30 protein-coding genes are annotated in these 23218 nt (G+C 46.5%); 3 read left to right on the top strand and 27 right to left on the bottom strand.

The window, feature by feature from the left end; genetic code table 11:
* Window positions 1–6 precede the first annotated feature (6 nt).
* The 3 genes from hpt to KNQ11_RS01215 form a co-directional block, all read right to left on the bottom strand.
* Window positions 7–534 carry a hypoxanthine phosphoribosyltransferase gene (gene hpt, locus KNQ11_RS01225; RefSeq protein WP_064300287.1) on the bottom strand — a complete coding sequence of 176 codons (528 nt, stop codon included), beginning with the start codon at window positions 532–534 and terminating at the stop codon, window positions 7–9.
* Between the two features lie 148 nt (window positions 535–682).
* The gene (gene mntR, locus KNQ11_RS01220) at window positions 683–1105 is read right to left on the bottom strand and encodes a transcriptional regulator MntR (RefSeq protein WP_035398709.1); all 423 of its coding nucleotides are present in this window, start codon (window positions 1103–1105) and stop codon (window positions 683–685) included.
* Between the two features lie 24 nt (window positions 1106–1129).
* Window positions 1130–1960, bottom strand: coding sequence for a lipoate--protein ligase family protein (locus tag KNQ11_RS01215; protein ID WP_214769085.1), 831 nt, complete (start codon window positions 1958–1960; stop codon window positions 1130–1132).
* 138 nt (window positions 1961–2098) lie between these two features.
* On the opposite strand from KNQ11_RS01215, the gene KNQ11_RS01210 reads away from it, so the two are divergent.
* On the top strand, window positions 2099–2479 hold the full coding sequence (locus KNQ11_RS01210) for a rhodanese-like domain-containing protein (protein WP_023467569.1): 381 nt from the start codon (window positions 2099–2101) through the stop codon (window positions 2477–2479).
* A gap of 66 nt (window positions 2480–2545) precedes the next feature.
* Here KNQ11_RS01210 and gcvPB read toward each other — a convergent pair whose 3' ends face one another.
* From gcvPB to KNQ11_RS01145, 13 genes are all read right to left on the bottom strand, one after another.
* Complete coding sequence (gene gcvPB, locus KNQ11_RS01205) at window positions 2546–4015, bottom strand: aminomethyl-transferring glycine dehydrogenase subunit GcvPB (protein WP_214769083.1); 1470 nt, start codon at window positions 4013–4015, stop codon at window positions 2546–2548.
* On the bottom strand, window positions 4008–5354 hold the full coding sequence (gcvPA, locus tag KNQ11_RS01200; protein ID WP_214769081.1) for an aminomethyl-transferring glycine dehydrogenase subunit GcvPA: 1347 nt from the start codon (window positions 5352–5354) through the stop codon (window positions 4008–4010). The genes gcvPB and gcvPA overlap by 8 nt, the downstream gene beginning before the upstream one ends.
* A 13-nt stretch (window positions 5355–5367) precedes the next feature.
* Window positions 5368–6450 carry a glycine cleavage system aminomethyltransferase GcvT gene (gene gcvT, locus KNQ11_RS01195; protein WP_214769079.1) on the bottom strand — a complete coding sequence of 361 codons (1083 nt, stop codon included), beginning with the start codon at window positions 6448–6450 and terminating at the stop codon, window positions 5368–5370.
* A gap of 184 nt (window positions 6451–6634) precedes the next feature.
* Entirely contained in the window at window positions 6635–6949 is a 315-nt protein-coding gene (locus KNQ11_RS01190) for a hypothetical protein (protein ID WP_214769078.1), read from the bottom strand.
* Window positions 6946–7431, bottom strand: a complete 486-nt coding sequence (locus tag KNQ11_RS01185; RefSeq protein WP_214769076.1) for a shikimate kinase — start codon at window positions 7429–7431, stop codon at window positions 6946–6948. The genes KNQ11_RS01190 and KNQ11_RS01185 overlap by 4 nt, the downstream gene beginning before the upstream one ends.
* Complete coding sequence (locus KNQ11_RS01180; RefSeq protein ID WP_231884698.1) at window positions 7424–7696, bottom strand: hypothetical protein; 273 nt, start codon at window positions 7694–7696, stop codon at window positions 7424–7426. The genes KNQ11_RS01185 and KNQ11_RS01180 overlap by 8 nt, the downstream gene beginning before the upstream one ends.
* Window positions 7693–8088 carry a hypothetical protein gene (locus KNQ11_RS01175; protein WP_230088813.1) on the bottom strand — a complete coding sequence of 132 codons (396 nt, stop codon included), beginning with the start codon at window positions 8086–8088 and terminating at the stop codon, window positions 7693–7695. Before KNQ11_RS01175 ends, KNQ11_RS01180 begins: the two co-directional genes overlap by 4 nt.
* Entirely contained in the window at window positions 7979–8338 is a 360-nt protein-coding gene (locus tag KNQ11_RS01170; RefSeq protein WP_064300292.1) for a type II secretion system protein, read from the bottom strand. Before KNQ11_RS01170 ends, KNQ11_RS01175 begins: the two co-directional genes overlap by 110 nt.
* A gap of 5 nt (window positions 8339–8343) precedes the next feature.
* A complete protein-coding gene (locus KNQ11_RS01165) occupies window positions 8344–8805 on the bottom strand; it encodes a type II secretion system protein (protein ID WP_149426968.1) in 462 nt (153 codons plus the stop codon).
* On the bottom strand, window positions 8774–9085 hold the full coding sequence (locus tag KNQ11_RS01160) for a competence type IV pilus major pilin ComGC (protein WP_023467559.1): 312 nt from the start codon (window positions 9083–9085) through the stop codon (window positions 8774–8776). The genes KNQ11_RS01165 and KNQ11_RS01160 overlap by 32 nt, the downstream gene beginning before the upstream one ends.
* 17 nt (window positions 9086–9102) lie before the next feature.
* On the bottom strand, window positions 9103–10044 hold the full coding sequence (locus tag KNQ11_RS01155; protein WP_251139603.1) for a type II secretion system F family protein: 942 nt from the start codon (window positions 10042–10044) through the stop codon (window positions 9103–9105).
* A 14-nt stretch (window positions 10045–10058) separates the two neighbouring features.
* Window positions 10059–10901, bottom strand: coding sequence for an ATPase, T2SS/T4P/T4SS family (locus KNQ11_RS01150; RefSeq protein WP_214769074.1), 843 nt, complete (start codon window positions 10899–10901; stop codon window positions 10059–10061).
* A gap of 62 nt (window positions 10902–10963) precedes the next feature.
* Window positions 10964–11350 (bottom strand): Spx/MgsR family RNA polymerase-binding regulatory protein, encoded by a 387-nt coding sequence (locus KNQ11_RS01145; protein WP_023467556.1) that lies wholly within the window; start codon window positions 11348–11350, stop codon window positions 10964–10966.
* Between the two features lie 224 nt (window positions 11351–11574).
* On the opposite strand from KNQ11_RS01145, the gene KNQ11_RS01140 reads away from it, so the two are divergent.
* On the top strand, window positions 11575–11838 hold the full coding sequence (locus KNQ11_RS01140) for a DUF2626 family protein (protein WP_023467555.1): 264 nt from the start codon (window positions 11575–11577) through the stop codon (window positions 11836–11838).
* 42 nt (window positions 11839–11880) lie between these two features.
* Here KNQ11_RS01140 and KNQ11_RS01135 read toward each other — a convergent pair whose 3' ends face one another.
* Complete coding sequence (locus tag KNQ11_RS01135; protein ID WP_214769071.1) at window positions 11881–12498, bottom strand: MBL fold metallo-hydrolase; 618 nt, start codon at window positions 12496–12498, stop codon at window positions 11881–11883.
* A gap of 168 nt (window positions 12499–12666) precedes the next feature.
* Between KNQ11_RS01135 and KNQ11_RS01130 the strand changes: the two genes are divergently transcribed.
* Window positions 12667–12846: a DUF2759 domain-containing protein gene (locus KNQ11_RS01130; RefSeq protein WP_023467553.1), complete on the top strand. Its 180-nt coding sequence runs from the start codon at window positions 12667–12669 to the stop codon at window positions 12844–12846.
* Window positions 12847–12947: 101 nt separating this feature from the next.
* Here the strand turns inward: KNQ11_RS01130 and KNQ11_RS01125 are convergent, their stop codons facing one another.
* The 10 genes from KNQ11_RS01125 to KNQ11_RS01080 all read right to left on the bottom strand — a co-directional run bounded on the left by KNQ11_RS01125 (window position 12948) and on the right by KNQ11_RS01080 (window position 23210).
* Entirely contained in the window at window positions 12948–14873 is a 1926-nt protein-coding gene (locus KNQ11_RS01125) for an LTA synthase family protein (protein ID WP_023467552.1), read from the bottom strand.
* Between the two features lie 216 nt (window positions 14874–15089).
* A complete protein-coding gene (locus tag KNQ11_RS01120) occupies window positions 15090–16040 on the bottom strand; it encodes an ROK family glucokinase (protein ID WP_149426965.1) in 951 nt (316 codons plus the stop codon).
* An 83-nt stretch (window positions 16041–16123) separates the two neighbouring features.
* On the bottom strand, window positions 16124–16327 hold the full coding sequence (locus KNQ11_RS01115) for a YqgQ family protein (RefSeq protein WP_023467550.1): 204 nt from the start codon (window positions 16325–16327) through the stop codon (window positions 16124–16126).
* A complete protein-coding gene (locus KNQ11_RS01110) occupies window positions 16311–17348 on the bottom strand; it encodes a M42 family metallopeptidase (RefSeq protein ID WP_082874221.1) in 1038 nt (345 codons plus the stop codon). Before KNQ11_RS01110 ends, KNQ11_RS01115 begins: the two co-directional genes overlap by 17 nt.
* A 160-nt stretch (window positions 17349–17508) precedes the next feature.
* Window positions 17509–18018 carry a GNAT family N-acetyltransferase gene (locus KNQ11_RS01105; RefSeq protein WP_023467548.1) on the bottom strand — a complete coding sequence of 170 codons (510 nt, stop codon included), beginning with the start codon at window positions 18016–18018 and terminating at the stop codon, window positions 17509–17511.
* Window positions 18019–18274: 256 nt separating this feature from the next.
* Window positions 18275–19231 (bottom strand): L-lactate dehydrogenase, encoded by a 957-nt coding sequence (locus KNQ11_RS01100; protein ID WP_214769069.1) that lies wholly within the window; start codon window positions 19229–19231, stop codon window positions 18275–18277.
* 165 nt (window positions 19232–19396) lie between these two features.
* Window positions 19397–20176, bottom strand: coding sequence for a DUF92 domain-containing protein (locus KNQ11_RS01095; protein WP_149426962.1), 780 nt, complete (start codon window positions 20174–20176; stop codon window positions 19397–19399).
* Window positions 20170–20715 (bottom strand): 5-formyltetrahydrofolate cyclo-ligase, encoded by a 546-nt coding sequence (locus KNQ11_RS01090; protein WP_214769066.1) that lies wholly within the window; start codon window positions 20713–20715, stop codon window positions 20170–20172. Before KNQ11_RS01090 ends, KNQ11_RS01095 begins: the two co-directional genes overlap by 7 nt.
* Before the next feature lie 57 nt (window positions 20716–20772).
* Window positions 20773–20922, bottom strand: a complete 150-nt coding sequence (rpmG, locus tag KNQ11_RS01085; RefSeq protein ID WP_012369771.1) for a 50S ribosomal protein L33 — start codon at window positions 20920–20922, stop codon at window positions 20773–20775.
* A gap of 104 nt (window positions 20923–21026) precedes the next feature.
* Window positions 21027–23210, bottom strand: coding sequence for a 1,4-alpha-glucan branching protein domain-containing protein (locus KNQ11_RS01080; protein WP_214769063.1), 2184 nt, complete (start codon window positions 23208–23210; stop codon window positions 21027–21029).
* Between the last annotated feature and the right edge of the window lie 8 nt (window positions 23211–23218).

Here is a 23218-nt window from a genome sequence, read left to right as displayed (position 1 = left end):
TCGTGTTCAATCCGTTTCGACCCAACCGATATACGGTAGATTGCGATATTCCTCCGCACAATCGATTCCGTACCCAACAACGAAGTAATCCGGAATCTCGAAACCGACATAGTCTGCGTCGAGTTTTACTTCACGACGTGCCGGTTTATCAAGCAATGTACATACTTTGAGAACTCCGGGTTGATGCAATTTCATGTGATCACATAAGAAATGGAGCGTCCGCCCTGTGTCGATGATATCTTCGATGACGACGACATATTTCCCTTGAACATCAAGATCGAGATCTTTCTTCAACTGAACACGCCCGGAAGAGACGGTCTTTGTTCCGTAAGAAGAGCACGCGACTGTATCAATTTGAACGCTTCCTTTGATTTCGCGCATCAAATCCGCAGCAAAGACCATCGACCCTTTCAACACGACGACGAGAACGATTTGACGCCCAGCCGCATCCACTTCGATCTGTTGTGCTAATTCACGAACCTTTTCTTTCAGTTGTGACTCCGACACTAATTTTTCTTTAATCGTGATTTCCATGACAAGGTGCGAACACCCGCCACCCCCTTCGTCCATTTTCAGGCTCAGTATAGCATATCTAACTTAAAATGCGCACTTTATCATAAAAATGTAATGGATCGTTCGTGTTTGAGAACTTTTTTAGCAAGGAACTATAAAAAAACAAGCCTCAATCCTCTGGATGGGCTTGTTGATAGCGATGCAGTTCCTCTTTCAAACCAGGACGTTCCGCAAAGAACTGAATCATTCCGTTAATCTTATCCAACGCTTCGATACTAATATGATGCTCGATTCCTTCGACATCCTTATAAATCAGTTCTTCATCCACACCAACGAGACGAAGAAAATCTTCAAGTAAGGCGTGTCGTTCCACGAGACGCTTTCCGATTTTGCGTCCTTTAGGTGTCAGCATGAGACCCCGATACTTTTCGTAAACAAGGTACGTCTCCCGGTCGAGTTTTTGAACCATCTTCGTTACCGATGACGGGTGAACTCCTAACGACTCCGCTATATCCGATACGCGGGCATATCCCTTATCTTCAATCAGTTTATAAATTTGTTCCAAATAATCTTCCATACTCGGAGTTGGCACGACATCACCTTCCCATTTCATTCATTAGCGTTTCCAGTTCCACTCATCACTACGGTATTTCTCGGCAAGACGCTCAATCTCCTGCCACTGCTCACTCGTGAACGTCAACGGAACGAACGACAAATCAAGCGCCTCTTCGAAGCCTTTCGTGAACGCTTCTCGTACCTCGTCAAATGCGACAGCGCGACCTGCTAGCTCATTTAAAGCGACAGCTTTTCCTGAAAAACGCGCTTTCATTCGCTCGCGCATCGACTCATCATCATACAAGAAACAATCAAACAATTCACCTTCATCGACAGAGAGTGGGACCGAACCGTGCTGTAAGACAACGCCTTGATGGCGGACTTGTGCACTTCCTGCGACTTTCCGTTTTCCGACAGCGAGTTCATAATACGATGCTGCATCAAAACAGACGGCTGATTTCGGCTTCCGTAATTCTTCTTTTTCCTCTTCCGTCAACGGAACGGAAAATTCGACCGGAATGCCGAGGTGATGGTATCCTTTGCGAATCCCTTCCGTCAACATCCGATAACTTTCGATGACCGTGCGTGGTAAACCTTCTGTATCTTCCGGGATGACGACACTGTATGTCAACTCGTCTGCATGCAAGACAGCGCGCCCTCCTGTCATCCGACGCACGATCGGAATCCCGAGTTCTGCAATCCGCTCTCGATCGATATCACGGGTTGCCCGTTGAAAATGACCAACGCTTAATCCACGTGGTTCCCATGAGTAAAAACGAAGCGTCGGTGCGATCTCCCCCCGCCCGACGAACTGAATCAATGCTTCATCGATTGCCATGTTCATTGCCGGCTCCATCGCCGGCGTCGTCAACACTTGCCACTCTCTGTTCACTTGAGCACCCCCAAAACGTTTCCGTCTTAGTGTATCAAACCCATTCTCGGTCGCGCAATCACGAGTCGATTGCCGAAATCGATTTCGTTGACTATAATGAAACAGAGGTTAAACGAACGAAGGGGTTGGAAGTCGAATATGGAAACTGGAACTATCATTACGATCGTATTATGGGTCGCGCTGATCGCCTACATCGCTTGGCGTTTCATGCCGGTCAAAGGCATCACGAAATTGTCGCAAGAAGAATTCCGTGCGAACTACCGTAAAGCACAAATCGTCGATGTTCGCGAAACACAGGAATTCAAAGGTGGACACATCGTCGGTGCCCGTAACATCCCGGTCAGCCAAATGAAGATGCGCTCGAAGGAATTACGAAAAGACATGCCGATTTACTTGTATTGTCAAGGTAGCATGCGTTCTTCACAGGCTGCAAAAGTCTTGAAAAAAGCAGGCTATACGAATCTGTATCAGTTAAAAGGCGGATTCAAGCAGTGGTCAGGAAAAATCAAACGGAGCTAATGCTTCGTTCATCGCAAAAAGAGGATCTCTCCTTCGTCGGAGAGGTCCTCTTTTTTATGAAACAGCTTATGCGTGTACTTCTTGTTTTGGTTCGTAGCGTAAGACTGGTTTTCGAGCAGCAAGTGTCTCGTCCATCCGTTTGACGACCGTCGTGTGTGGTGCGTTCAAGACGACATCCGGTGTCTCTTCGACCTCTTTTGCAATCTGGAGCATCGCATCACAGAAGGCATCGAGTGTTTCTTTCGACTCTGTTTCCGTCGGTTCGATCATGATACACTCCTCGACGTTCAACGGGAAGTAGATCGTTGGTGGATGGTATCCAAAGTCAAGCAGACGTTTAGCGATGTCAAGCGTCCGGACACCTAGTGCTTTTTGACGTTTACCCGACAAGACGAATTCGTGCTTGCAATAGACGTCGTATGGCGCGTCATACGCACCTTTGAGACGAGCCAACATATAGTTCGCATTCAAGACCGCTTCTTTCGAGACGCGAGCAAGACCTGCTCCACCCATCGTCCGAATATAGCTATAGGCACGAACATTGATGCCGAAGTTACCGTAGAATGGTTTGACACGACCGATTGCTTCCGGACGATCGTAGTCGAGGACATAACGCTCTTCCTCTTTGCGGACGATTGGTTTCGGTAAATACGGAATCAAATCTTGTTTGACCCCTACTGGACCCGATCCTGGTCCGCCGCCACCGTGCGGTCCTGTGAACGTCTTATGCAAGTTCAAGTGGACGACATCAAAGCCCATGTCCCCTGGTCGAGCGATGCCCATGATCGCATTCGAGTTCGCACCATCGTAGTACAGTTTTCCGCCTGCCTCATGAACCGCTTTGGCGATTTCGACGATATCCGACTCAAATAAACCGAGCGTGTTTGGATTCGTCAACATGAGTGCCGCTGTATCGTCACCGACTTTTTTCTTTAAGTCCGCTAAATCAACGAGACCACGTTCATCCGATAAGACCGTCACGGTATCAAATCCAGCGACAGATGCCGATGCGGGGTTCGTTCCGTGTGCCGAGTCCGGTACGAGGACTTTCGTCCGTTTAAAGTCACCACGTGCATGATGGTAGGCCTTAATCAACATCAAGCCTGTCCATTCACCGTGTGCTCCCGCCGCCGGCTGAAGCGTCACTTCATCCATTCCTGTGATGACTGCGAGTTTTTCTTGCAGATCATACATCAAACTGAGTGCCCCTTGGACACTTTCGACTGGTTGAAGCGGGTGAATGTGTGCAAACCCAGGGAGGCGTGCCATATCTTCATTGATTTTCGGATTGTATTTCATCGTACATGATCCGAGTGGATAGAATCCAGAATCCACACCATGGTTACGGTTCGAGAGTGCCGTATAGTGACGGACGAGATCCAGTTCAGATACTTCCGGTAGCGCCACGTCTTCCTTCCGTAACATCGAGGTCGGTAACAATTCTTCTACTGCCACCTCATCGACAGTCGGTAACGGTAAGCTATAGGCGATACGACCCGGTTTAGAAATTTCAAAGATCAATGTTTGCTCATTCATGTGTGAGTCCCCCTAACGCTGTCACGAATTGATCCAACTCTTCATTCGTCCGTAATTCCGTTGCACAAACAAGCATTTCATTTTGACGTGCCGCGTCATACGATCCTAACGGTAAACCGCCGATGATTCCGTGATCGAGCAATTGTTGACTCGCACGTGTCGCGTCGATTGGTAGCATAACGACGAATTCATTGAAGCTCGGTCCATCGTCAACGATCGTAAAGCCAGCCTGTTTCAGCTTTTGTTTTAAGGCATGTGCCATTTGCAAGTTGCGTGTCGCGAGTTCCCGGATACCCCGTTTTCCGAGTGCACTCATCGCGATCGAAGCAGCGAGTGCATTTAACGCTTGGTTCGAACAGATGTTAGATGTCGCCTTGTCACGGCGAATGTGTTGTTCACGTGCTTGTAACGTCAGAACGAAACCGCGTTTCCCATTCTCATCGACGGTCTGTCCAACGAGACGTCCCGGAATCTTACGCATCAACGCTTTTGTCGTCGTGAAATAACCACATGTCGGTCCACCAAAGCTTTGTGGAATTCCGAACGGTTGGCAATCTCCGATCGTAATGTCAGCGCCAAGTTTACCTGGCGCTTCTAAGATACCGAGTGCCAGTGGATTCGCAGAGACGATGAAGAGCGCACCACGTGCATGTGTCGCATCGGCCAATGCTTGTAGTTCTTCGACACGACCGTAGAAGTTCGGATACTGCACGATGACACAGGCGACGTCTTCGATGGCATCGAGTTGATCGATCCGTGTGACACCTTGCTCAAGCGATAATGTCTCGACGTTTAGTCCTGGACCGTTCGCATACGTCCGAACGACATCGTGTGCTTCCGGGTGAACGCCGTCCGAAAGAACGATCGTCTTTTTCTTCGTATGGGCACACGCAAGCATGGCCGCTTCCGCTAACGCCGTGATCCCGTCATACATCGAAGAATTCGCGACATCCATCCCTGTCAATTCACAAATCATCGATTGGAATTCAAAAATCGCTTGTAGCTCACCTTGCGAAATCTCTGGCTGATATGGTGTATAGGCAGTGTAAAACTCTGAGCGCAGTAACATATGGTTGACGACAGCAGGTGCATAGTGATCATAGATACCTGCGCCAAGGAACGATGGATATTGTTTCGTATTCATGTTTTGGTCGGCAAGCTTCGATAGCGTCCGAATCAAGTCCGTTTCCGGAAGTGGCACACCGACTTCTTCCAATGTACCGTTATCACGGACGGATGCCGGGATATCAGCGAGTAAATCTTCGATCGATGCTGCACCGATCGTCTGTAACATCGCCTGCTCATCTTCTGCTGTCATTGGTAAATAACGAAAATCCATAGAAATATCCCCCTTATTTCGTGCGACGATAAAACGGTGTCGCTGTTCGTTTCGCTGCTAAACGTTTTCCGCGTACTTCCACTTCAAATTGCTCTTGTTCCGCTACTTCTGCAGGAACGAGTGCCCAAGCAATCGCTTTTCCGACTGTCGGCGGCAACGTACCTGTCGTCACCACACCAACGACTTCCCCGTCATGCCAAACCGGTGCATCTTGACGCGCAATCCCTTTATCGAGTAATTCAAGACCGATCAAGCGACGCGGTGCTCCTTGTTCTTTCTGTTGCAACAAGACTTCTGAACCGACGAACGGTTTGACTTGTGGTTTGACCGCAAAGCCCATTCCCGCTTCGATTGGTGAAATCGTTGCTGATAATTCATGTCCGTAAAGTGGCAGACATGCCTCAAAACGTAATGTGTCACGTGCCCCGAGACCGCATGGTACGACACCTTGCTCAAGCAATGCTTGCCAGACAGCAGGTGCGTCACCAGCTGCCATGTAGAGTTCGAATCCATCTTCCCCTGTGTACCCACTGCGTGAGACGATCATTTCCACTCCTGCAACCGTCCCCCGTTGGAACTTGAAAAATCCGATCTCTGATAAAGCAAGTGGTGTCATGCCGGAAAGGATGGCTTCCGCACGTGGTCCTTGGACCGCAATTTGACCATATTGTTCCGATTGATTCTCAAGCGTGACGTCCCCTGTTAGATAGTGACGTAAATGTTGTTCGTCTTTTTCAATGTTCGAAGCATTGACGACGAGAAGATAGTCCGTTTCTGCCAAACGATAGACGAGTAAATCATCCACTGTCCCACCGTCTTCTTGGCATAAGACGTTATATTGCGCTTGCCCCACCGCAATCTTCGAAATATCGTTTGATAATGTAGCTTGTAAAAACGTCAGAGTATCCGGTCCGCTGACGAACAGTTCTCCCATGTGCGAGACATCGAACATGCCGACGTTCTCCCTTACTGCAACGTGTTCTTCTTTAATCGAGGAAAACAAAACTGGCATTTCAAATCCCGCAAAATCCACCATCTTACCGGTTTGCGAAACCGTTTCGAATAACGGTGTTCTTTTCAATGTCGTTTGACTCATACAAATCCCCCTATTTACGAACGTTTTTACTCTCTCTTCTCTTTAATGTTCCATTTTCAAATCCATCTTACCAATTAAAATCATAATTATCTAGTATTATTCGGAAAAAGGAACATACGAAAAAGAGAGAAAGGACCCTGTCCCTTCTCTCCTATTGTTTCATATTCTTCCCATGAAAGCCATTTCAAAATTGTTTGATTCCGGCAGTTCGTTTGATTTCCTCCTGGAGCCGACGACCTTCCGTCACCAATTGGCTCGCTCCTTGTTTCACACGATTTCCTTCTTCAGTGATTCGATTGATATTCCCTTTGATTTGATCGATTCGCTGCGTCGTATGATCAATGTTCGTCTGCAAGGTTTGCTGACGAATCGTAAAGCGCTCCATCAGTTGTTTTAACTGCCGAATATCCTGAGACAGCTTCTTTTTGTAAAGACTGAATCCGAACGACACGAGTCCTATGATAGCCAGTAAAATAATACTTAACGTAATCCAAATCATGACTTCTCCTCCAATACAGTTTCAATCGCACGCGTTAATTCTTCGATTGATGCCGTTCCTTCGAGTCGGACAGTAGCTACTCCAGCATATAAGGAATAGCGACGTTCAAACAATCGTCTCACTTGTTCCCGTTCTGTCACGAGTGGACGATTCGGATCAGCGGCGATCCGTTCCCAAATCAAATCAAAGGGTGTATCGATCCAGACGACTGTTCCGGACTCCTGCATGTACAGTCGGTTCTCTTCTCGTTCGACGATCCCGCCACCTGTGACGATTACTTCCGCATTGCTACTCTTCAACAATTCGCTTTCATGTGTACGAAACCCTGCTTCGCCATGCTCAGCGAAAAAAGCGGTAATCGTTTGTCCATGTTCCTGTTCGAACCGTTCATCCAGTTCGTCGACCTCGTATTGTGAACCCAATCGATGTCCGACGGCTGTTTTACCAGTTCCCATAAACCCAATCAAATAAACCTTACTCATGTGTGACGACCGCCTCGATTCTTTGACCATTCTCTAATCTCGCTTCCATTTTAAAGCCTTTATCGGTCGCTGTACAGCTGACTTGTCCGATTGGGTAGTGGAGGGTCTCGTCCTTCGTACAATCTGCTTTCGCCGCTCGGATGAGAGACTCGAGTTGAAGGGCTTCTTGCTCTAACTGATGATGCCGCATCTCTTCGTCAATTTGCTGACAAGAAATCAAGAGCACGACTCCCATTCCTAGAAGTAACAGTAACGTTTGAATCAAGATGAATCCTTCCTGACGCATCGGAAGGAACGTCTGCTGTCGTTCAACTGAATCGAGAGAATCTCGGCATCCCCTGTCACGGTATAGTGTTTGACGTCGCGGGCGTATGTCAGTTCACCTCCCTGTTCTTTCTTGAGACGTAGTTGATCTTGCACACGGACGAGACGCCACTTTTCAGCCGTCTCTCCCGGATTGACGTCCATTCCACGAATCTCGTCTCCGACGCGCTCACACATCGTACTACGCCACATCAGTCGTTCCACGGTATGAAAGAACAATTCTTCATTCATTCGGTTGACTTCCGGCGGACGAACGAGTGGGGTCAATGTCAAGATTGCCAGCAGAAGAAGTGGGCTCAGCCATAGGACGAATGAGAGTTCGAGAAGGGTCATTCCGGATTCCGCTCGCAAGACACATCGTTTCATTGCACCACGCTCCTTGTTTCAGGACATAGGACGCTGTTCGGTTTTCAACTTGATCCGTAGCCATCTGCTCAAGCTGTTCCGTCTCTTGTTCCCATTTCATTTGTTTCGTCCGTAAATCGAGATAAGGATCAATCGCTAACATCATAAAGATACCGATTGCAACGATCGAGAGCATCACTTCAAGCAAAGAGAAGCCCGCTTGGCGTTCGTTCTGCATACTTCTCACCTCACTTTACGGATTGCCATTTGATAGTTCCCAAGTAAGAATTTGATTTCATATTCGGCTGTTGCCGAACGGCAAGACCAAGTCGCTGCATAAATCGAGTGATAGCTTTTAAAATAGATGATGCGATTCGAGGGTGGAACGGTACACGTATGACCATTTTGGAATGTCCGTTGCCATAACAACCGGTCATCCGCAAGGACAAGGTATCCTGTACCGTCTCCTCGAAATCGAAACTGCATCAATGATTGATCTTGCTTTGAGTACTGCATCAGTCGAAGTGTCTGAATATCTTGTTCCATCAGACGAACCTCTTGTTCAAGCGGAATCCAGTCCGGTCGTTTCTCAAACAGTGCCGGTAATAAAAAAACAAGTAAACAAGCAATGATTGTCAGCACCGCCGTCATCTCAAATAAGGTAAATCCACGTTCACTTCGTAAGTTCGCCAGTCTTCGGATCATACGTATACGTCTCCTGATCACAGACGAGAGCATTCGGTTTATCAGCTGTTCCGCGATTGATCGTCTGAAGCGATTCTGGGTACTTCTTCTCTTTGGCATAGTAAAGGTTTACTTCTGACCGAATGACTCGAATGTTCGCCTCACAACTGACACCTTTCGCCTGGTCCTTTCCACTTGTCATCGTTGGAATCAAAACGAGCAGTAATAACGAAATGATCAATAAGACGGCTGCCATCTCAAGTAAGGTGAATCCATCCTGTCGCTTTAAGAATTGTTTCATCGTATCGTCTCCTCTGTTTAGAATGGAAGCTGCTGTATCGCTAGCTGTATCGGATAATACAAGATGAGAAACAACGTTCCCGTCATGATCGTCAATCCACCGTACAAAATCGGCTCGATCCATAACAACTTTTTCTCTAGTTCCTCTTCCATCGACTCATGTAAGAGTGTCGCTTGTTCAAGCAACAACGGTCCAAGATCGCCACTTTCCCGTGCCAAATGGACGATTCCAATCGTCTCGGCTTCGATGATCTCATCTTCGCCAAGCGCTTCTACAAGTGGTTCCCCTGCCTGTTGTTTAGCATGTAGACGAGCATAGAGATGCCCTTTTTTATTCGCTTGTCCTTGCTCTAGATGGCGAAAGGTCTCTTCGAGTGAGAAGCCAGCATCGATGAATGATCCTACTTCGATCGTGAATAAATAGCTGTAGTAGAGGCGAATCAAACGCTGTAGCGGTTTCAGTCGTAAAACACGGTTTAACGGAAAGAAGCGAAAAAAGAGGTACCCGGAGGTCAACAAAATAACGGGAATACTTGCGAGCAGATATTTCGCAGAGGGGTGAAGAAGGAGATGCAGAAATGAGGGGAGAGTCTTCGGGTCCGACATCTCGAGGAGAGACGGAAATACGTAGAGGGCGTAAAAGAAGAACAGAAGGAATAGACTGGTCGCTAGAACAAGCGGATACCGAATCATCTTCCAAAACTTCGATCGCATTTCTGTTTCGAGGTCGAGCAGTTTCACGATTTGGCGAAGAACGAGCAATGGTCGCTCTGTCCTTTCTCCAACGAAAAGAAGTCGTTTTAAGGTATTCGTTAACGCAAGCGGTTCAAGCGATGCTGCAAAGGAGTCTCCTTTCTCAAGACGTTGTTCCATTTCTCCGACTACTTCCGCGAACGGCTGACGCTCGAATCGTTTTAAAATGAGTAACGTCTCTTTCGCGGAAATGCCTTTTGATAACAAACGGTGATATCGTTTTAAGAACCGACTTTGATCGCGGCTTGTAAGTTTCTGACGGTACAGCGGACATCCTCTCCTTTTCGCTCGAGATGAATGATGCGTTGACAGACAGCTAGTTCTGACTCTTCGATCCCTAAACTACGCAATCGCAATCGCGCCTCATCAATACTTCCAGCGTGTAACGTAAATAACACGACGTGACCACTAAGTGCGGCATTCATCGTCAAACGTGCTGCCTCTCTCGTCCGCACCTCACCAAAAGCAATCCAATCCGGATCCGCTCGCAATATTTCCTCAAAACATCGCGTAGCAGTGAAGCCTGCCTTTTCATTTAGTTCCAGTTGTAAGACGTTTGGTACCGTACATTCCACCGGATCTTCAATCGAGATGATTCGCTTTTCTTCCATTGCACTCATCAAGGAATATAACATCGTCGTCTTTCCTGCACCTGTCGATCCAGAAATGACGATACACCCGTGTCGTTGTTCAGCTAACCAAGCGAAGTCCAATTGATTGTGTAACGTTCGTAAAGCTATTTCTTGAGAGACCGTTGATCGATAAAATCGCCACGACATCGCATCCCCTTGTCGACTCGGCAACAACGAGACACGCATGCCCTTTTTCCCGTGCGGATACAAACCACTTTGCGGAATCCGCTCATTCTGTTCCTTTAAGTTCGCCTCATAGCGGACATGACTGACAAGTGTCCGGTAACGCGTCAGTTCCACCTCTTCTTGTTCACACAAACCATCACCCGTTCGACAAACGATTCGGACGCAAGCTTCATTCGGTACGAAATGAACATCTGTTGCACCAAGTGATTCGAATCGTTCCATGAGTTGTGTCGTCCATTCCTTCATTTCTCTTCACCTCCCTACCGCAAACAATACACAAAAAAAAGAAGCCGACCAAACCGGCTTCTTTACGATACGTGTGCGATTGTCCGATGTTTACGCTTCGCCAATGTCTCAAGACCTGGTTTATCGTATCCGATAACAAGTTGTTTTCCATCAGTGATGATTGGGCGGCGTAATAATTTCGGATTGTCACTCATGAGGCGTAATAACTCACTGAGTTTCATGTCTTCAATATCAATGCCGAGATCCTTGAAGGCTTGACTGCGTGTTGCGAGCAAACTTTCAATCCCATCCGTCGATAATTTCAACAGTTCCATGAGTTCATCAACTGTTGGAGCATTTCTGAACAGATGACGTTCCTCTACATCAACATGTTCCTCTTTTAACCATGATTTCGTTTTACGACATGATGTACAGCTTGGGTATGTGAAAAAGACTAACTCATTCGTCATTTTTGCTCCTCCTCTCAAAGTGTGGGGTTTCATTACAGTTACTATAGCATGTCAATTTGACTTTGTACACCTTTTGTACAACTATTGTACAACTTTTTTTGAAACTTCATCTTTTGTTCACAGTTATTCCTTAACAATCACTAGAACAGGATGGACGGATGATTGTTTGCTTGGTAAAATAAGTACGTATATTGACTATCTGTCGGATTTAGGGGGTTATAGGAATGGGGAGAATGTACCGCGTACTCGGTTTCTGGACTGGTATCATCGCAGTCATGGCATTTATTGGCGCATTGGGTGGCGATGCAAGCTCAAGTGAGCATACGGATTCATTTTTAGTCATGGGCTTCGTCTTCTTAGCACAAACTGTATTTTTTGCAGCGCTCGGTTACTTGCGCTTAACTGAAAAAACGTATGTCTATATCTTTGGAGCTTACTTAACTGTATTTTTCATCGTCTTTACGTACTGGTCGAACTTCCAGATGTAATGAAAAAAACTCGTCATCCTTTTGGATGGCGAGTTTTTTTAGTCAGAGGAATGGATTCGATTTCATTTCTTGACGAATCGTCGTACTCGGACCATGCCCTGGATAAACCGTCGTATCTGCCGGTAGTTCCGCGATGAGTCGCTCCAGTGAACGCATCAATACGTCTTGATCCCCACCGTGTAGATCCGTTCGTCCGACGCCTTGCTGGAACAGGAGATCTCCACCGAACGCGATCCGTTCTCCTTTAAAGTAGAACGTCACACTTCCTGGTGAGTGTCCTGGCGTCTCAAGTACATGCATCGAAAAGCTACCGATCGTCAATCGTCCTGGTTGCAACAAATGATCCGCTGGTTTCATCCGCATCGGTGGCATTCCAAATTTTGCTGAACCATTCCATTCTGGATTACCGAGCCATCCTGCTTCTTCCGGATGCACGTAGACAGGGGCTTCCGTGAAGCGTCGTAACATATCCACACCTCCGATATGGTCAAAATGCGCATGCGTCAACAAAATCGCTTTTAAAGTCGCTCCCCGACTTTCAATTTCATCGAAAAACCGCATATCTTCTGTACCCGGATCAATGACAAGACATTCCTTGTCTTTAAATAATAAATAACCATTCTCAGATGCCATACCGGAAGTGATCATTACGATTTCCATTCTATAAAACCCCTTTACAATAGACTCTTCTCCTACTATACACGAAATTGTCGAAAGTTCCTGCAACGCCCTCTCGACTTTATCCCGCGAGTCGGATAAACTAAAAAGTGAGATTTAAGTGAAATCTTCGTGAAATTCATAACGTGATTGTTTAAGGGGGAGTACGTCATGCATTTGGATCAACCAATCGGTTGGCTTTTCTTCTTCGTCGCACTCGTCGGCGTTTGGGCCGTCGTTCGTTCACTTAAGAAACGCCAAATGTTTCCACTCGTATTCGCAGGTCTGACTGTCGTCTTATTCGGCTGGTTCGGGATTGCGACATTGATTTACGGCGGTATTCCATCGTAATCAAGGTACGTTAAAAAGAGAGATGCCTCGCGCATCTCTCTTTTTATTTGTCTTTCTACAAAAAAACGAATCCACTCGAAAGTAGATTCGTTTTCTTTATCTTATTTTGAAGTTTGAAGGAAACGGAGCAAATCACCATAGATGACTTTATCCGAAAGTCCTAACTCCTTCTCGGATTGTTTCGTAGATTGTTTACACATCTCCGCTAACTCTCCATCTTTTACTTCTTCACCCGTCTGACGATCATAACATGTTTCCTGCGTATAGACCGTTTTGTCTGTTATGACGGAACCATCGCGGAACAGCGCATAATCCTTGTGCTGCTTCGAGAAGAGATCGGTACCGAACAATACTTCATTCTTGAAGTCTTGTCCTAACAGATGTAGCAATGTCGGTTTAATGTCGATTTGGCTCGCGACGTCTTCATGTTTCACACCTTTCGTTTGACCCGGTAAATGGATCACGAATGGTACACGTTGCAATTGCGCGACATCATACGGTGTCAACTCATCTTTGTTCATGAGTTCTGCCATCGCAGCATTGTGGTTCGTCGAGATACCATAGTGGTCGCCATAGACCATGAAGATCGTGTCATCCCACGTACCATCTTTTTTCAGACCCTCGATGAATTTACCGAGTGCCATATCTTGATACGCTAGTGCCTGAACATAATGGTTCAACGTCGTAGAACTTGTCTCAAGCGGTGGTACGAGTTCATCTTCTGGTTTTGGCATCTCAAATGGATAGTGGTTCGTCAATGTGATGAACTTCGAATAGAACGGACGTGGTAAATCTTTCAACATCGGCAATGACTGTTCAAAGAATTTATCATCGAGCAAGCCCCACTCCGTCAAATCTGCTGGATCACCTAGGTCATAATCCGTCTCTGAGAAGAAACGATCGACGCCAAAGCTATTGTAGACGATGTCTCGGTTCCAGAACGATTTGTTGTTTGCATGGAAAACAGCTGAATAATAGCCGTCTTCTTTCAACATTTCAGGAGTTGCCCGGAATTCGTTTTCTCCGTTCGTAAAGAATGCTGCACCGCGTCCAAGTGGATAGATCGAGTTTTCGAGAATGAACTCAGCATCTGCCGTTTTCCCTTGTCCTGTGTTGTGATAGAAGTTATCCCATGAATGCGATTCCTTGATCAACTTATTCAGGTTCGGTGTAATCTCTTGTCCGTTTGGTGCTTTTAATCCAACTGCAAAGGATTGTGCCGACTCAAAGGAAACGACGATGACGTTCTTTCCTTTGTACTTTCCGAACATAGCTGGGTTCGGTTCGGCATGTTTTGAATCAATGAAGCTTTGAACTTCCGACAGTTCAGAACTGTCTGCGAGTGCTTTTTGCGCAGATGTCTTCGACTGAATGAGTGCATCATACATATGGAAGTTAAATGTTCCGATGTTTTTAACGAGCAATTCTCGGTCGAAGGCACGTGTGAGCAATTCTGGACGTTCTGTCTCAGCAAGCGTCAAGTTTCCAAGGAAAACGACAACTGCTGCAACGAATGCGAGAATCGCGCGTCCACGTGACGCAACATTTTTTGACATGTCCATTTTCCGTAGGAAGAACGGTAAGATGATCAAGTCTCCGACGATCAATAAATCGGACCAGTTCAAGAGTGACCCGAGCGATGCAGAAACGGTCTCTGCATTCGATGTTTGGAACAATACCGGCAACGTCAGATAGTCATTAAAGAAGCGGAAGAAAATGATGTCCGCATATAAAATGAGTGTCGCGACGAACAATGTACCGTAGATGAACCATTTTTGAACATTTCCCCGGAAGAAGAAGCTGAACCCGAACATGAAGAGCGCTGAACTAATTGGGTTAATTAGTAGAATGAATGCTTGCGCAGAGTTTGTTACGGGAACGTTGAAGAAAAGTGTATACGCTAAATACGTTTTTAACCAAATCAATAAGGTCGCAATCCAAAAGAGCTTATGCTCTTTATAGGTGCTGCGAACGCCTTGACCCATCTTTAGGCGCATTCGCGACCAGATGTTTGCGTCTTGCTGCATAAAAACCTGCCTCCTAATTTACATGTGCTTTCTGCTTTCAGTTCACACAACTTACATCATAATTTACATATACCCATATCACGTGAAAATTTTACGCTTAGTTTTACAAAAATGCAACTGGAATCCGGAAGATACTTAACAATCACATAATTACTGTACGTTTGTAAACAAAAAAAAGATTCGCCGAAGCGAACCTTTTACTGAAATTGAATATTATCATTTTTTGAGAAACATCTGCTTCGCAAGCCATGCACAGCCGATGACTCCTGCATCGTTTCCAAGCTCGGCAATCTTGAACGTCGTCGATCCGAAAACCCGTGGTAAAGCAAAGCGTTCGAACTGTTGACGCAGTGGTGCAAGCAATGTCTCGCCCGCTTTTGAGACACCACCACCGATGACGATGATTTCCGGGTTAATACTGTTCGCTAAGTTGGAGATGGCAAGACCGAGGTGGAACGTCACTTCTTCTACGACTTCCGTTGCGATCCGGTCTCCTTTCTCATACGCTTCGAATACGTCTTTCGCCGTCACTGCCTTGATGTCGTTGAGTAACGTTTCCTTCCCTTTACGCTTCTCAAGACCAAGACGGGCAATCCCTGTTGCTGACGCGATCGTCTCAAGACATCCTTTACGACCACATCCACATAGAACGCCACCTTCAGGCAACATCGTGATATGACCGATTTCTCCAGCCATTCCGACTGTACCATGCACGATTTGTCCGTTCGTGATCAAACCACCACCGACGCCCGTACCGAGTGTGACCGCAAGGAGTTCGGTTGCACCACTACCGGCACCTTTCCACATCTCACCGATTGCCGCTGCGTTCGCATCATTTTCAAGAACAGCCGGTAAACCCGTCAAACGCTCGAATTCACCGATGAGTTCAAAGTTACTCCAACCGATATTGACCGCTTTCTCAACGACACCTGTATTGAAATCAATGAATCCCGGCGCACCGATGCCCGCTCCAACGAAATCTTCTGGTCGTTTATTGCTCTCTTGACACTTCTCAAAGAAGGATTTTGCGATATCTCCAGGAATTTGTACGCCATCATTCAAAACGACTGTCTCGATTTCCCACTTTTCTACGATGATCCCTTGCAAATCCAAAATTGCCATCTTGACTGTCGTTCCGCCAATATCAATGCCGAGTAACCATTTCATTGCTTCGTCTCCCCTATACTCATATAATGTCTGCTTCCTCATTTTACCGGACATAACTCGTTTGCGCAAAGGGTTGCACAACCTTAAATGTTATCGGATTGTGAACGCTTTAATTCATGTCGCAAGATTAGTTTTGCTGAATCGTACTGTCGTTGTTCCAAAACGCCTGCTTCTTGTAATTCATCGAGTTCAAGCATCATCATCGCGATATCGGACGCCCGGTCCCCAAGATAGATGAATGTCCCGTATGTCTTGAGTAATTGCTGTACGTCATACAGTGTCTTCATCGACCATCGGCTCCTTTACATAGGCATGTAGCAAATCATATGTCGCTTGTAACGACGTCTCATGCGTACGTTCGTACGAATGACTCGATTCGATTCCCGGACCGAACAATCCGTGCCGGACGTCGTGACCCGCACTTACTGCTGCTGAGGCATCCGAGCTATAGAACGGATAGATATCAACTTTATATGGAATACTATTTCGTTGTGCTAAGCGCGTTAACTGGTGTCGTAAAGCCAAGTCATATGGACCTGAACCATCTTTCGCACAGATCGAGACCGTGAATTCATCCGAATGCTGACCGTCTCCTAGCGCTCCCATGTCGACCGCGATGTATTCTGCGACCTCGTCCGTGAATCCAGCATTCCCACCGAATCCGACTTCTTCGTAATTTGAAATCAGGATCTGGACCGTGTGTGGTAGTTCGATTGTTTTCCATTCCTTGATCAATTCAAGTAACAAAGCAACGGATGCTTTATCATCGAGATGGCGCGACTTCACGAATCCCGTTTCCGTATAGAGGAATCGCGGATCAAACGTTACGATGTCTCCTACTTCAATCCCCGCAACGCGCGTCTCTTCTGCTGTCGTCGAACGAATGTCTAATCGTACTTCGATATTATCAGCGGATCGTTCCGTTTTGTTCGTCTCGCGCGACGTATGAACACTCGAATGATGGAACACGATCGTACCTGAAACCGTTTGACCGTCCATCTTGTGAATGAGACAGTTCTCTCCTTCGATCGCTGTCCAAGCATATCCCCCTAGTTGTGATAAACGAAGTCGTCCTGTTGGTAGAATCTCTTTCACCATCGCTCCTAGTGTGTCGACGTGTGCCGTCAGTAACCGCGTACGCGTTGAAGCACCAGGTAGTGTCGCTAAAATCGCTCCTTTTTCAAGTTTTCGATACGTGATCCCTTCTGCGATCAATCGCTTTTCTACATATGTAATCGCTTCTTTTGTCGAACCTGTTGGACTCGGAATCGAGACAAGCTCTTCAATCGTACGTATGACTTCTTTCATGTTCATTCGCTCCCTTTCAATCGGACTACGACGTAATATCCGCTTTGTTCTCATGATAACAAATATTCATTCTTTGCCGATACTGATATCCTACGGATACCATGCGAAAAAGCTGTAGCACTTTTTTTGCTACAGCTTCTTTCCACACCATCTGAAGAACTTAGACATACTTCTTCATCCAAATATCATCACGATATGTGCCGTCTTCTAATTTTACGGAATCTGGATCTTCGGCATATACTTCAAAACCGAGCGACTCATAAAGATTTTGTGCGGCTTCATTTCCTGATAAAACGGCAAGAATGACTTGCTCGACGTCCGGTAACTTCTTCGCTTCCTCGATTAAGGCTTCCATTAAAGCGCGACCAGTACCCCCACGATATTCAGGTGATACGTATACTCCAGAAATCATCGCTTTATGCGATTCACGTGACAATTCATATGGTTTGACCTGACCAAACCCAAACAATGTATCACCGTCGAACATACCAAGCCAAACCTCATCGGAGTCGGGTTCTCCCTCAAGTCCTTCTTGTACTTCGCGGAGCGGGGTTTGCTGTTCATCATCAAACGAATGACCGAATGCATCTGGATGATTTTTTAATCCCTCAAGGCGTAGATTCCAGTATTGTTCTGCATCCTCTTTAGTTAGTTTTCGAAAAGTATACATGACTGTCGGTTCTCTCCTTTTTGGGTATCATGACGTACAAAAAAATGACGTAAAAATGCTTCTATCTCTTACTTAACCCTTTTCTAGTAAAATAAAACCTAGATTTTTTTCTTTTTACTACCGGACGAATAGATGTGATTTTTTATGTATTTGTTCTCTACATCAAAAAAACTCAAGTGTGGACAATATGAAGCAAGTCCGACACTTGAGTTTTTTGCTACTTTATTTCGTAATACCTTCATCATGATGCGTACGCTTATCCTTGCAAGACGGGTTCAAGCGTCTGACGTAATACATCAGCAGAATGATGGAATTTCTTCAACTCTTCTTCCGTCAATGAGACTTCAATGATTTCACGCACACCTTGACGATTGATGATGGCGGGAACTCCAATATGGATACCGGAAATTCCGTACTGCCCATCGACATGCGCACCGACCGTCAATAGACAGTTCTCATTTCCGAGGATGGCACGAACGATCCGAACGAGTCCAAGCCCAATCGCATAGTAGGTTGCTCCTTTGCGCTCGATGATATGATAAGCAGCATCTCGGACGTTGATGTAGATTTGATCAAGATCTGCTTGAGAATAACGATCGTCTTCAGCAAGTAGTTCATCAATCGTTTTTCCATAAATGCGGCTGTTACTCCAGGCTGCGAATTCCGTGTCACCATGTTCGCCAAGAATATAGGCATGGGCATTTCGGGAATCAATGTGAAAGTATTCTCCGAGCATTTGACGCAGACGCGCTGTATCCAGCACCGTCCCTGATCCAAATACGCGTGCTTTCGGAAGACCGGAATATTTCCAGGCAAGATGTGCCATGATATCAACCGGATTGGAAGCCACGACGATGATTCCATCAAAACCGGAATCCATGATTTGACGAATCATTTCTTTCATGATCAACGCATTCTTTGCAACGAGATCGAGTCTTGTCTCACCTGGTTTTTGTGGAGCGCCTGCCGTGATGACGACGACTTCCGCTTCGCGGCAGTCTGCGTAGTCGCCAGCCCATATTCGCATCGGTGAAGAGCTAAATGGTGTTCCATGGTTTAAGTCCATTGCCTCGCCCTCTGCTTTGGCTTTGTTGACATCAATGATGACAAGTTCTTCACAAAGTCCAGCTGTTGACATCTGATAGGCAAAGCTTGAACCGACTGCACCAGCTCCAATGAGAGCTACCCGTGTCACTTTCGCATGTAATTCCATATCGTTATGTCCACCCTTTCATTCGTCCTAAGAGTTTGTTAACTATCTCACAAGTAAATTGTAACATCTTTCACATTCTTTGTATCATGTGAAATTAATCACATTTGTCCATTTTGTGTCATTGATATCCTAACATAAGGAATTACATACTCATATACTTTCCAGTTACCAGAATCGAACGATGATAAACCCGATTCCACTTGCCAAACCACTTGTCAAGACATTGACAGCATCGTTCCCTAAAAATCGAATGCCCGAAACGTAAGCGGTCGGTTGACCATGGTGCTCTCGCTTTTCTGTGTATTCCCCACAAACCGTACATCGGTAAACGCGTTGCCCTACTGCTCCAAATAGTGTATCCAGTAGGCTCCCAAGTACACCGATGCTTGTTACGAGTAAGACATCCCTTAAAGAAAGAGAAAATATCCAATGCGCTGCTATCGCGATGAACGCAGCTCCTGCGATCGTACCGACCGTTCCAATTAGCGACATCGCTCCACTTGTTCCTGCTGGTACCCGACGTAACGTTTTGAGCGACCATGGATCACGTTTTGAGAGCGGTCCGATTTCGGATGCCCACGTATCAGCATTCGATGCTGCGATGACGAATAGAAATAACAAGAGATACGCAAAATCCATCGTCATGGCATACGCTAAGGCAGCAACGAACGCTAGCCCTCCATTCGCAAGGACCTGCCATCCATCACGCGCGCCGTCTTTCTCAACGATGGAGTCGACCGATTGTTTTCTGGATCGTCCGACCTTCGATAACAAGCTCGAGCTACCAAAGAAAAGCAAGAGTACTACTAATCCTTGCCAACCGAATCCGAATGAGACACCACTACCGACGAGCAAGGTCATGATCGCACCACTTGTCGTCAATAAACGAAAAGATCGTCCGGTCCAAGCCAGCAATAGACAAAACAAAATGGTCGCGCTTAGCATCGGATGACCTCTAAGTCAGTGACGATCAGGTCAACTGGAATATCAAAGGCTTCCACTTCGAAATCTGAAAGAAGTTGTTCAGAAAAGGCAATCGATACTTTGCAACCTGTATATGTCACGAGTGCACGATCGTAATAGCCTCCTCCCCACCCTAACCGATATCCGTCCCGTCGATAGGCGCGACCTGGAACGAGGCAAAGCTCTGCTTGAGCAAGTGAAGCGCGACGTGCTGAAGCGGTCGGTTCAGCAATCCCCATCTGATTTGCTTGCAGTTGATCTTCTGGTCCATGTTCATAAAAGATCATCTCGTCTCCGACTACTTTTGGTATCAAGACCGTCTTGCCCTCTTGCCACGCCTGTTCAATCAGCATTCTTGTATCACATTCATTTCGAAAAGCTAATGTGATTGCGACACAAGTCGCTTGTTGCCATTCAGGTAATAATAATACATGTTCGTGAATCAACCGTTCCTTCTCCGCACGGTTCTCCATTACATCGAGTCGTTCTTTAATCAAATGGCGTACTTCTTGTTTATTCATGACTGTCTTCCTTTCCACAAAAAAAGCCATCACACGAAGTGACGGCTTCCATCTCAATTATTTCACTTCACGGTGAAGTGTGTGCTTACGGAGACGTGGGTTGTATTTCTTCAACTCAAGACGCTCTGGGTTGTTACGCTTGTTCTTTTTAGTGATATAAGTACGGTCACCAGTTTCAGTGCAAGCTAATGTGATTTTAACGCGCATGGGATTCCCTCCTATCTAGCTCTCGATGTATCAAGTGATTTTGCTTTACATAAGGTTAAGCATACTCAAGTATCGTACCAAGAAAGGAAAGGAATTGCAACTGTTCATCCGTTCTTTTTCGGATTCGTCACGTGTTGATATGGTTTTTCAAGGTTCTCTTCAAAACGCAGCGGCTTCTTTTCGACGTGATACTCTTGCTCCACCCCGTGACGTGACTCTTCTCGTTCTAGATAAACAACCGCTGATTGGCGCAACGCATCTCCTTCAAGTCGTTTTAAGGCAACGACCAGACCACCTGAACGATCAGGAGAACGCTCACTTTCGACATCGTAGACGTTACTGACAAGTGGCAACTCTTTGATCTTCGCGATAGCTTGGGCAGCTGATGCGGTCTCCATGTTGAAGTTGTGGATAACTGCGAAATCAACGATCTTACTCAAGGCTTGCGCTTGGCGTAAGAAGGCTAAATTTAGTGCCGCCAGTTGGTTATAGGTCTGAACGAGCGGTAGACCTGTCACTTGCACTCCGTAAACGTGAACACCTTCTTCAAATCGATACGCTTCCGGATGTTCCGTAACGACATAGACGTTCTCACCAGCAGCAGCGAGCCGTCGAGCGAGCTCTGAAGCTGGCCGGTCTGACGCATCATATTGTCGGACGAACAATAAGATGGCGCCTGTATTCCAAGATTTCTCACGTTTCACTGCCACGTAGTAATCATGTGCCGTCAAGAAGACATCCGGTTCAATATCTGAATCTTGAAGGAAAGGATATTCGCGATATCGATCATCCAACCATTCCACCGTCAGCTCCTCAGCATCCAGGCGACGCTCGGTTTCTTCAAAACGTAAGATGTGCTCACGGAAACGATTCGCAGCATATTGCGCTGTCGTCTGTCCATCGAGGATGAACGGCCAGTCGCTCGAGACAGCGAGGAGGTATTCTCGAATGAGCTGACGCTTCGCTTTGACAGTCAATGCATCTTGATGACGATTTCGAGCTACGACACCTGCTAGTCTCTTCTCAAGCTGATGGAGATGACGAATCATCCAGTCATTCCGTTCGTTGATCCAGACTTCCGCGTAGCCTTTTCGTCCCCACGTTCCCATCGCGACGTGTGCCGTGTCGATGTCTTGGAAGTGACGTTCGAGGAAGATTGCCGGTGAAATCGACTCAATTCCTTGATCTTCTAAACGTTCCATCGCTTTACCGAGGAAGTCGGGACCTTCAAACCACCAGTGACCGAACAATTCGGCATCAAATGGTGCAGTGACAAGGAACGGTGGGAAGTCTTGTCCTTGATACGCATCTAAATGTTCACCGAGTGCTTGTGCGAAGTCTGCTGCATGCTCACTCGTCCGTTGCCATGCCCAATCACGGACGTAATAGTCTTTTTGATCCGTTTCTCCTGTTACGCGATGCAATTTCAATCCTGTATCATAACGTAAGCCTTCCGGGTGCATGAACTCAGCGATTTGATCCCACTCCCGATCGTATGCAAGATCACGATAAAACTCGCGGTAATCCGGATGACCCGGGTATCCGATGACAGAGCTCCAAATCTTCCCGGAAATGATTTGATCACGCGGGAACAGTGCCACACCGTGCGGAGAATAGACAGGTGCTCCGATTCCATGTTTCGGTGACGGATCCGCGTTTAAAATTGAATGTTCGTCAACGAATGTATAACGAATGCCCTCTTCGTACAAAATACGATCAAGTCCTGGCGTATACGCACACTCCGGCATCCAAAGACCAGATGGACGGAATCCATAATGACGTTCGAAACAGTTCAATCCCGTCTGAATTTCAGAACGTGCCGCTTGTTCAGACAACATGTGCGGACTGAATCCGTGTGTCGCCGTACACGTAATCAAATCGAGATAACCTTGCTCTTTGTAATGACGGAATGCCCGGTTCAAATCTTTTTCCCAGTGAAGGAACGTATTCAATAAATCTTGATAGCGGTCTTGATAGAATAGAAGCGCATCTCGTTCCTTTTGAGCAAGCTCTCGCTCTAGTTCCTGGCGAATCAAACGTAACGTATCCTCGATATGCTCGATATACCGCTCTTGAATCAATGGGTCGGCAAGCATCTCGATGACGGGTGGCGAAATGCTGACCGTCCAGCCGAGCGGACGTGACAAGCGATCGACCTCCCACAATAATGGGATGTAGGTTTCTGAAATCGCTTCATACATCCACCGTTCTTCTAAGCGATGTGCCTCTTCATGACGGATATATGGTAAATGTGCATGTAAGACGAGTGAAAAATATCCTTTTCGCATAGCTTCTC

The organism is Exiguobacterium sp. s39, from assembly GCF_018618925.1.
Classification (GTDB): Bacteria; Bacillota; Bacilli; order Exiguobacteriales; family Exiguobacteriaceae; genus Exiguobacterium_A; species Exiguobacterium_A abrahamii.
The sequence above is the reverse complement of the archived record's forward strand: the minus strand, read 5'-3'. Positions and strand labels throughout refer to the sequence as shown.

What these genes read in the sequence shown, in the direction of transcription:
- KNQ11_RS01150 (WP_214769074.1), bottom strand. Translation starts at nt 10,901, where the DNA reads ATGAAGGAATGGACGACACAACTCATGGAACGATTCGAATCACTTGGT.
- KNQ11_RS01090 (WP_214769066.1), bottom strand. Translation starts at nt 20,715, where the DNA reads ATGAATAAACAAGAAGTACGCCATTTGATTAAAGAACGACTCGATGTA.
- KNQ11_RS01100 (WP_214769069.1), bottom strand. Translation starts at nt 19,231, where the DNA reads ATGGAATTACATGCGAAAGTGACACGGGTAGCTCTCATTGGAGCTGGT.
- KNQ11_RS01175 (WP_230088813.1), bottom strand. Translation starts at nt 8,088, where the DNA reads ATGACCCTTCTCGAACTCTCATTCGTCCTATGGCTGAGCCCACTTCTT.
- KNQ11_RS01130 (WP_023467553.1), top strand. Translation starts at nt 12,667, where the DNA reads ATGCATTTGGATCAACCAATCGGTTGGCTTTTCTTCTTCGTCGCACTC.
- KNQ11_RS01095 (WP_149426962.1), bottom strand. Translation starts at nt 20,176, where the DNA reads ATGCTAAGCGCGACCATTTTGTTTTGTCTATTGCTGGCTTGGACCGGA.
- gcvPA (WP_214769081.1), bottom strand. Translation starts at nt 5,354, where the DNA reads ATGGATTTTCGTTATTTACCAATGACAGCAGAAGATGAGCAGGCGATG.
- KNQ11_RS01145 (WP_023467556.1), bottom strand. Translation starts at nt 11,350, where the DNA reads ATGACGAATGAGTTAGTCTTTTTCACATACCCAAGCTGTACATCATGT.
- KNQ11_RS01160 (WP_023467559.1), bottom strand. Translation starts at nt 9,085, where the DNA reads ATGAAACAATTCTTAAAGCGACAGGATGGATTCACCTTACTTGAGATG.
- KNQ11_RS01105 (WP_023467548.1), bottom strand. Translation starts at nt 18,018, where the DNA reads ATGTATACTTTTCGAAAACTAACTAAAGAGGATGCAGAACAATACTGG.
- KNQ11_RS01110 (WP_082874221.1), bottom strand. Translation starts at nt 17,348, where the DNA reads ATGAAAGAAGTCATACGTACGATTGAAGAGCTTGTCTCGATTCCGAGT.
- hpt (WP_064300287.1), bottom strand. Translation starts at nt 534, where the DNA reads ATGGAAATCACGATTAAAGAAAAATTAGTGTCGGAGTCACAACTGAAA.
- KNQ11_RS01190 (WP_214769078.1), bottom strand. Translation starts at nt 6,949, where the DNA reads ATGATTTGGATTACGTTAAGTATTATTTTACTGGCTATCATAGGACTC.
- KNQ11_RS01125 (WP_023467552.1), bottom strand. Translation starts at nt 14,873, where the DNA reads ATGCAGCAAGACGCAAACATCTGGTCGCGAATGCGCCTAAAGATGGGT.
- KNQ11_RS01210 (WP_023467569.1), top strand. Translation starts at nt 2,099, where the DNA reads ATGGAAACTGGAACTATCATTACGATCGTATTATGGGTCGCGCTGATC.
- gcvPB (WP_214769083.1), bottom strand. Translation starts at nt 4,015, where the DNA reads ATGAATGAGCAAACATTGATCTTTGAAATTTCTAAACCGGGTCGTATC.
- KNQ11_RS01170 (WP_064300292.1), bottom strand. Translation starts at nt 8,338, where the DNA reads ATGCAGAACGAACGCCAAGCGGGCTTCTCTTTGCTTGAAGTGATGCTC.
- KNQ11_RS01165 (WP_149426968.1), bottom strand. Translation starts at nt 8,805, where the DNA reads ATGATCCGAAGACTGGCGAACTTACGAAGTGAACGTGGATTTACCTTA.
- gcvT (WP_214769079.1), bottom strand. Translation starts at nt 6,450, where the DNA reads ATGAGTCAAACGACATTGAAAAGAACACCGTTATTCGAAACGGTTTCG.
- KNQ11_RS01120 (WP_149426965.1), bottom strand. Translation starts at nt 16,040, where the DNA reads ATGAAATGGTTACTCGGCATTGATATTGGCGGAACGACAGTCAAGATG.
- KNQ11_RS01115 (WP_023467550.1), bottom strand. Translation starts at nt 16,327, where the DNA reads ATGAAGACACTGTATGACGTACAGCAATTACTCAAGACATACGGGACA.
- KNQ11_RS01185 (WP_214769076.1), bottom strand. Translation starts at nt 7,431, where the DNA reads ATGAGTAAGGTTTATTTGATTGGGTTTATGGGAACTGGTAAAACAGCC.
- KNQ11_RS01080 (WP_214769063.1), bottom strand. Translation starts at nt 23,210, where the DNA reads ATGCGAAAAGGATATTTTTCACTCGTCTTACATGCACATTTACCATAT.
- KNQ11_RS01140 (WP_023467555.1), top strand. Translation starts at nt 11,575, where the DNA reads ATGGGGAGAATGTACCGCGTACTCGGTTTCTGGACTGGTATCATCGCA.
- rpmG (WP_012369771.1), bottom strand. Translation starts at nt 20,922, where the DNA reads ATGCGCGTTAAAATCACATTAGCTTGCACTGAAACTGGTGACCGTACT.
- KNQ11_RS01135 (WP_214769071.1), bottom strand. Translation starts at nt 12,498, where the DNA reads ATGGAAATCGTAATGATCACTTCCGGTATGGCATCTGAGAATGGTTAT.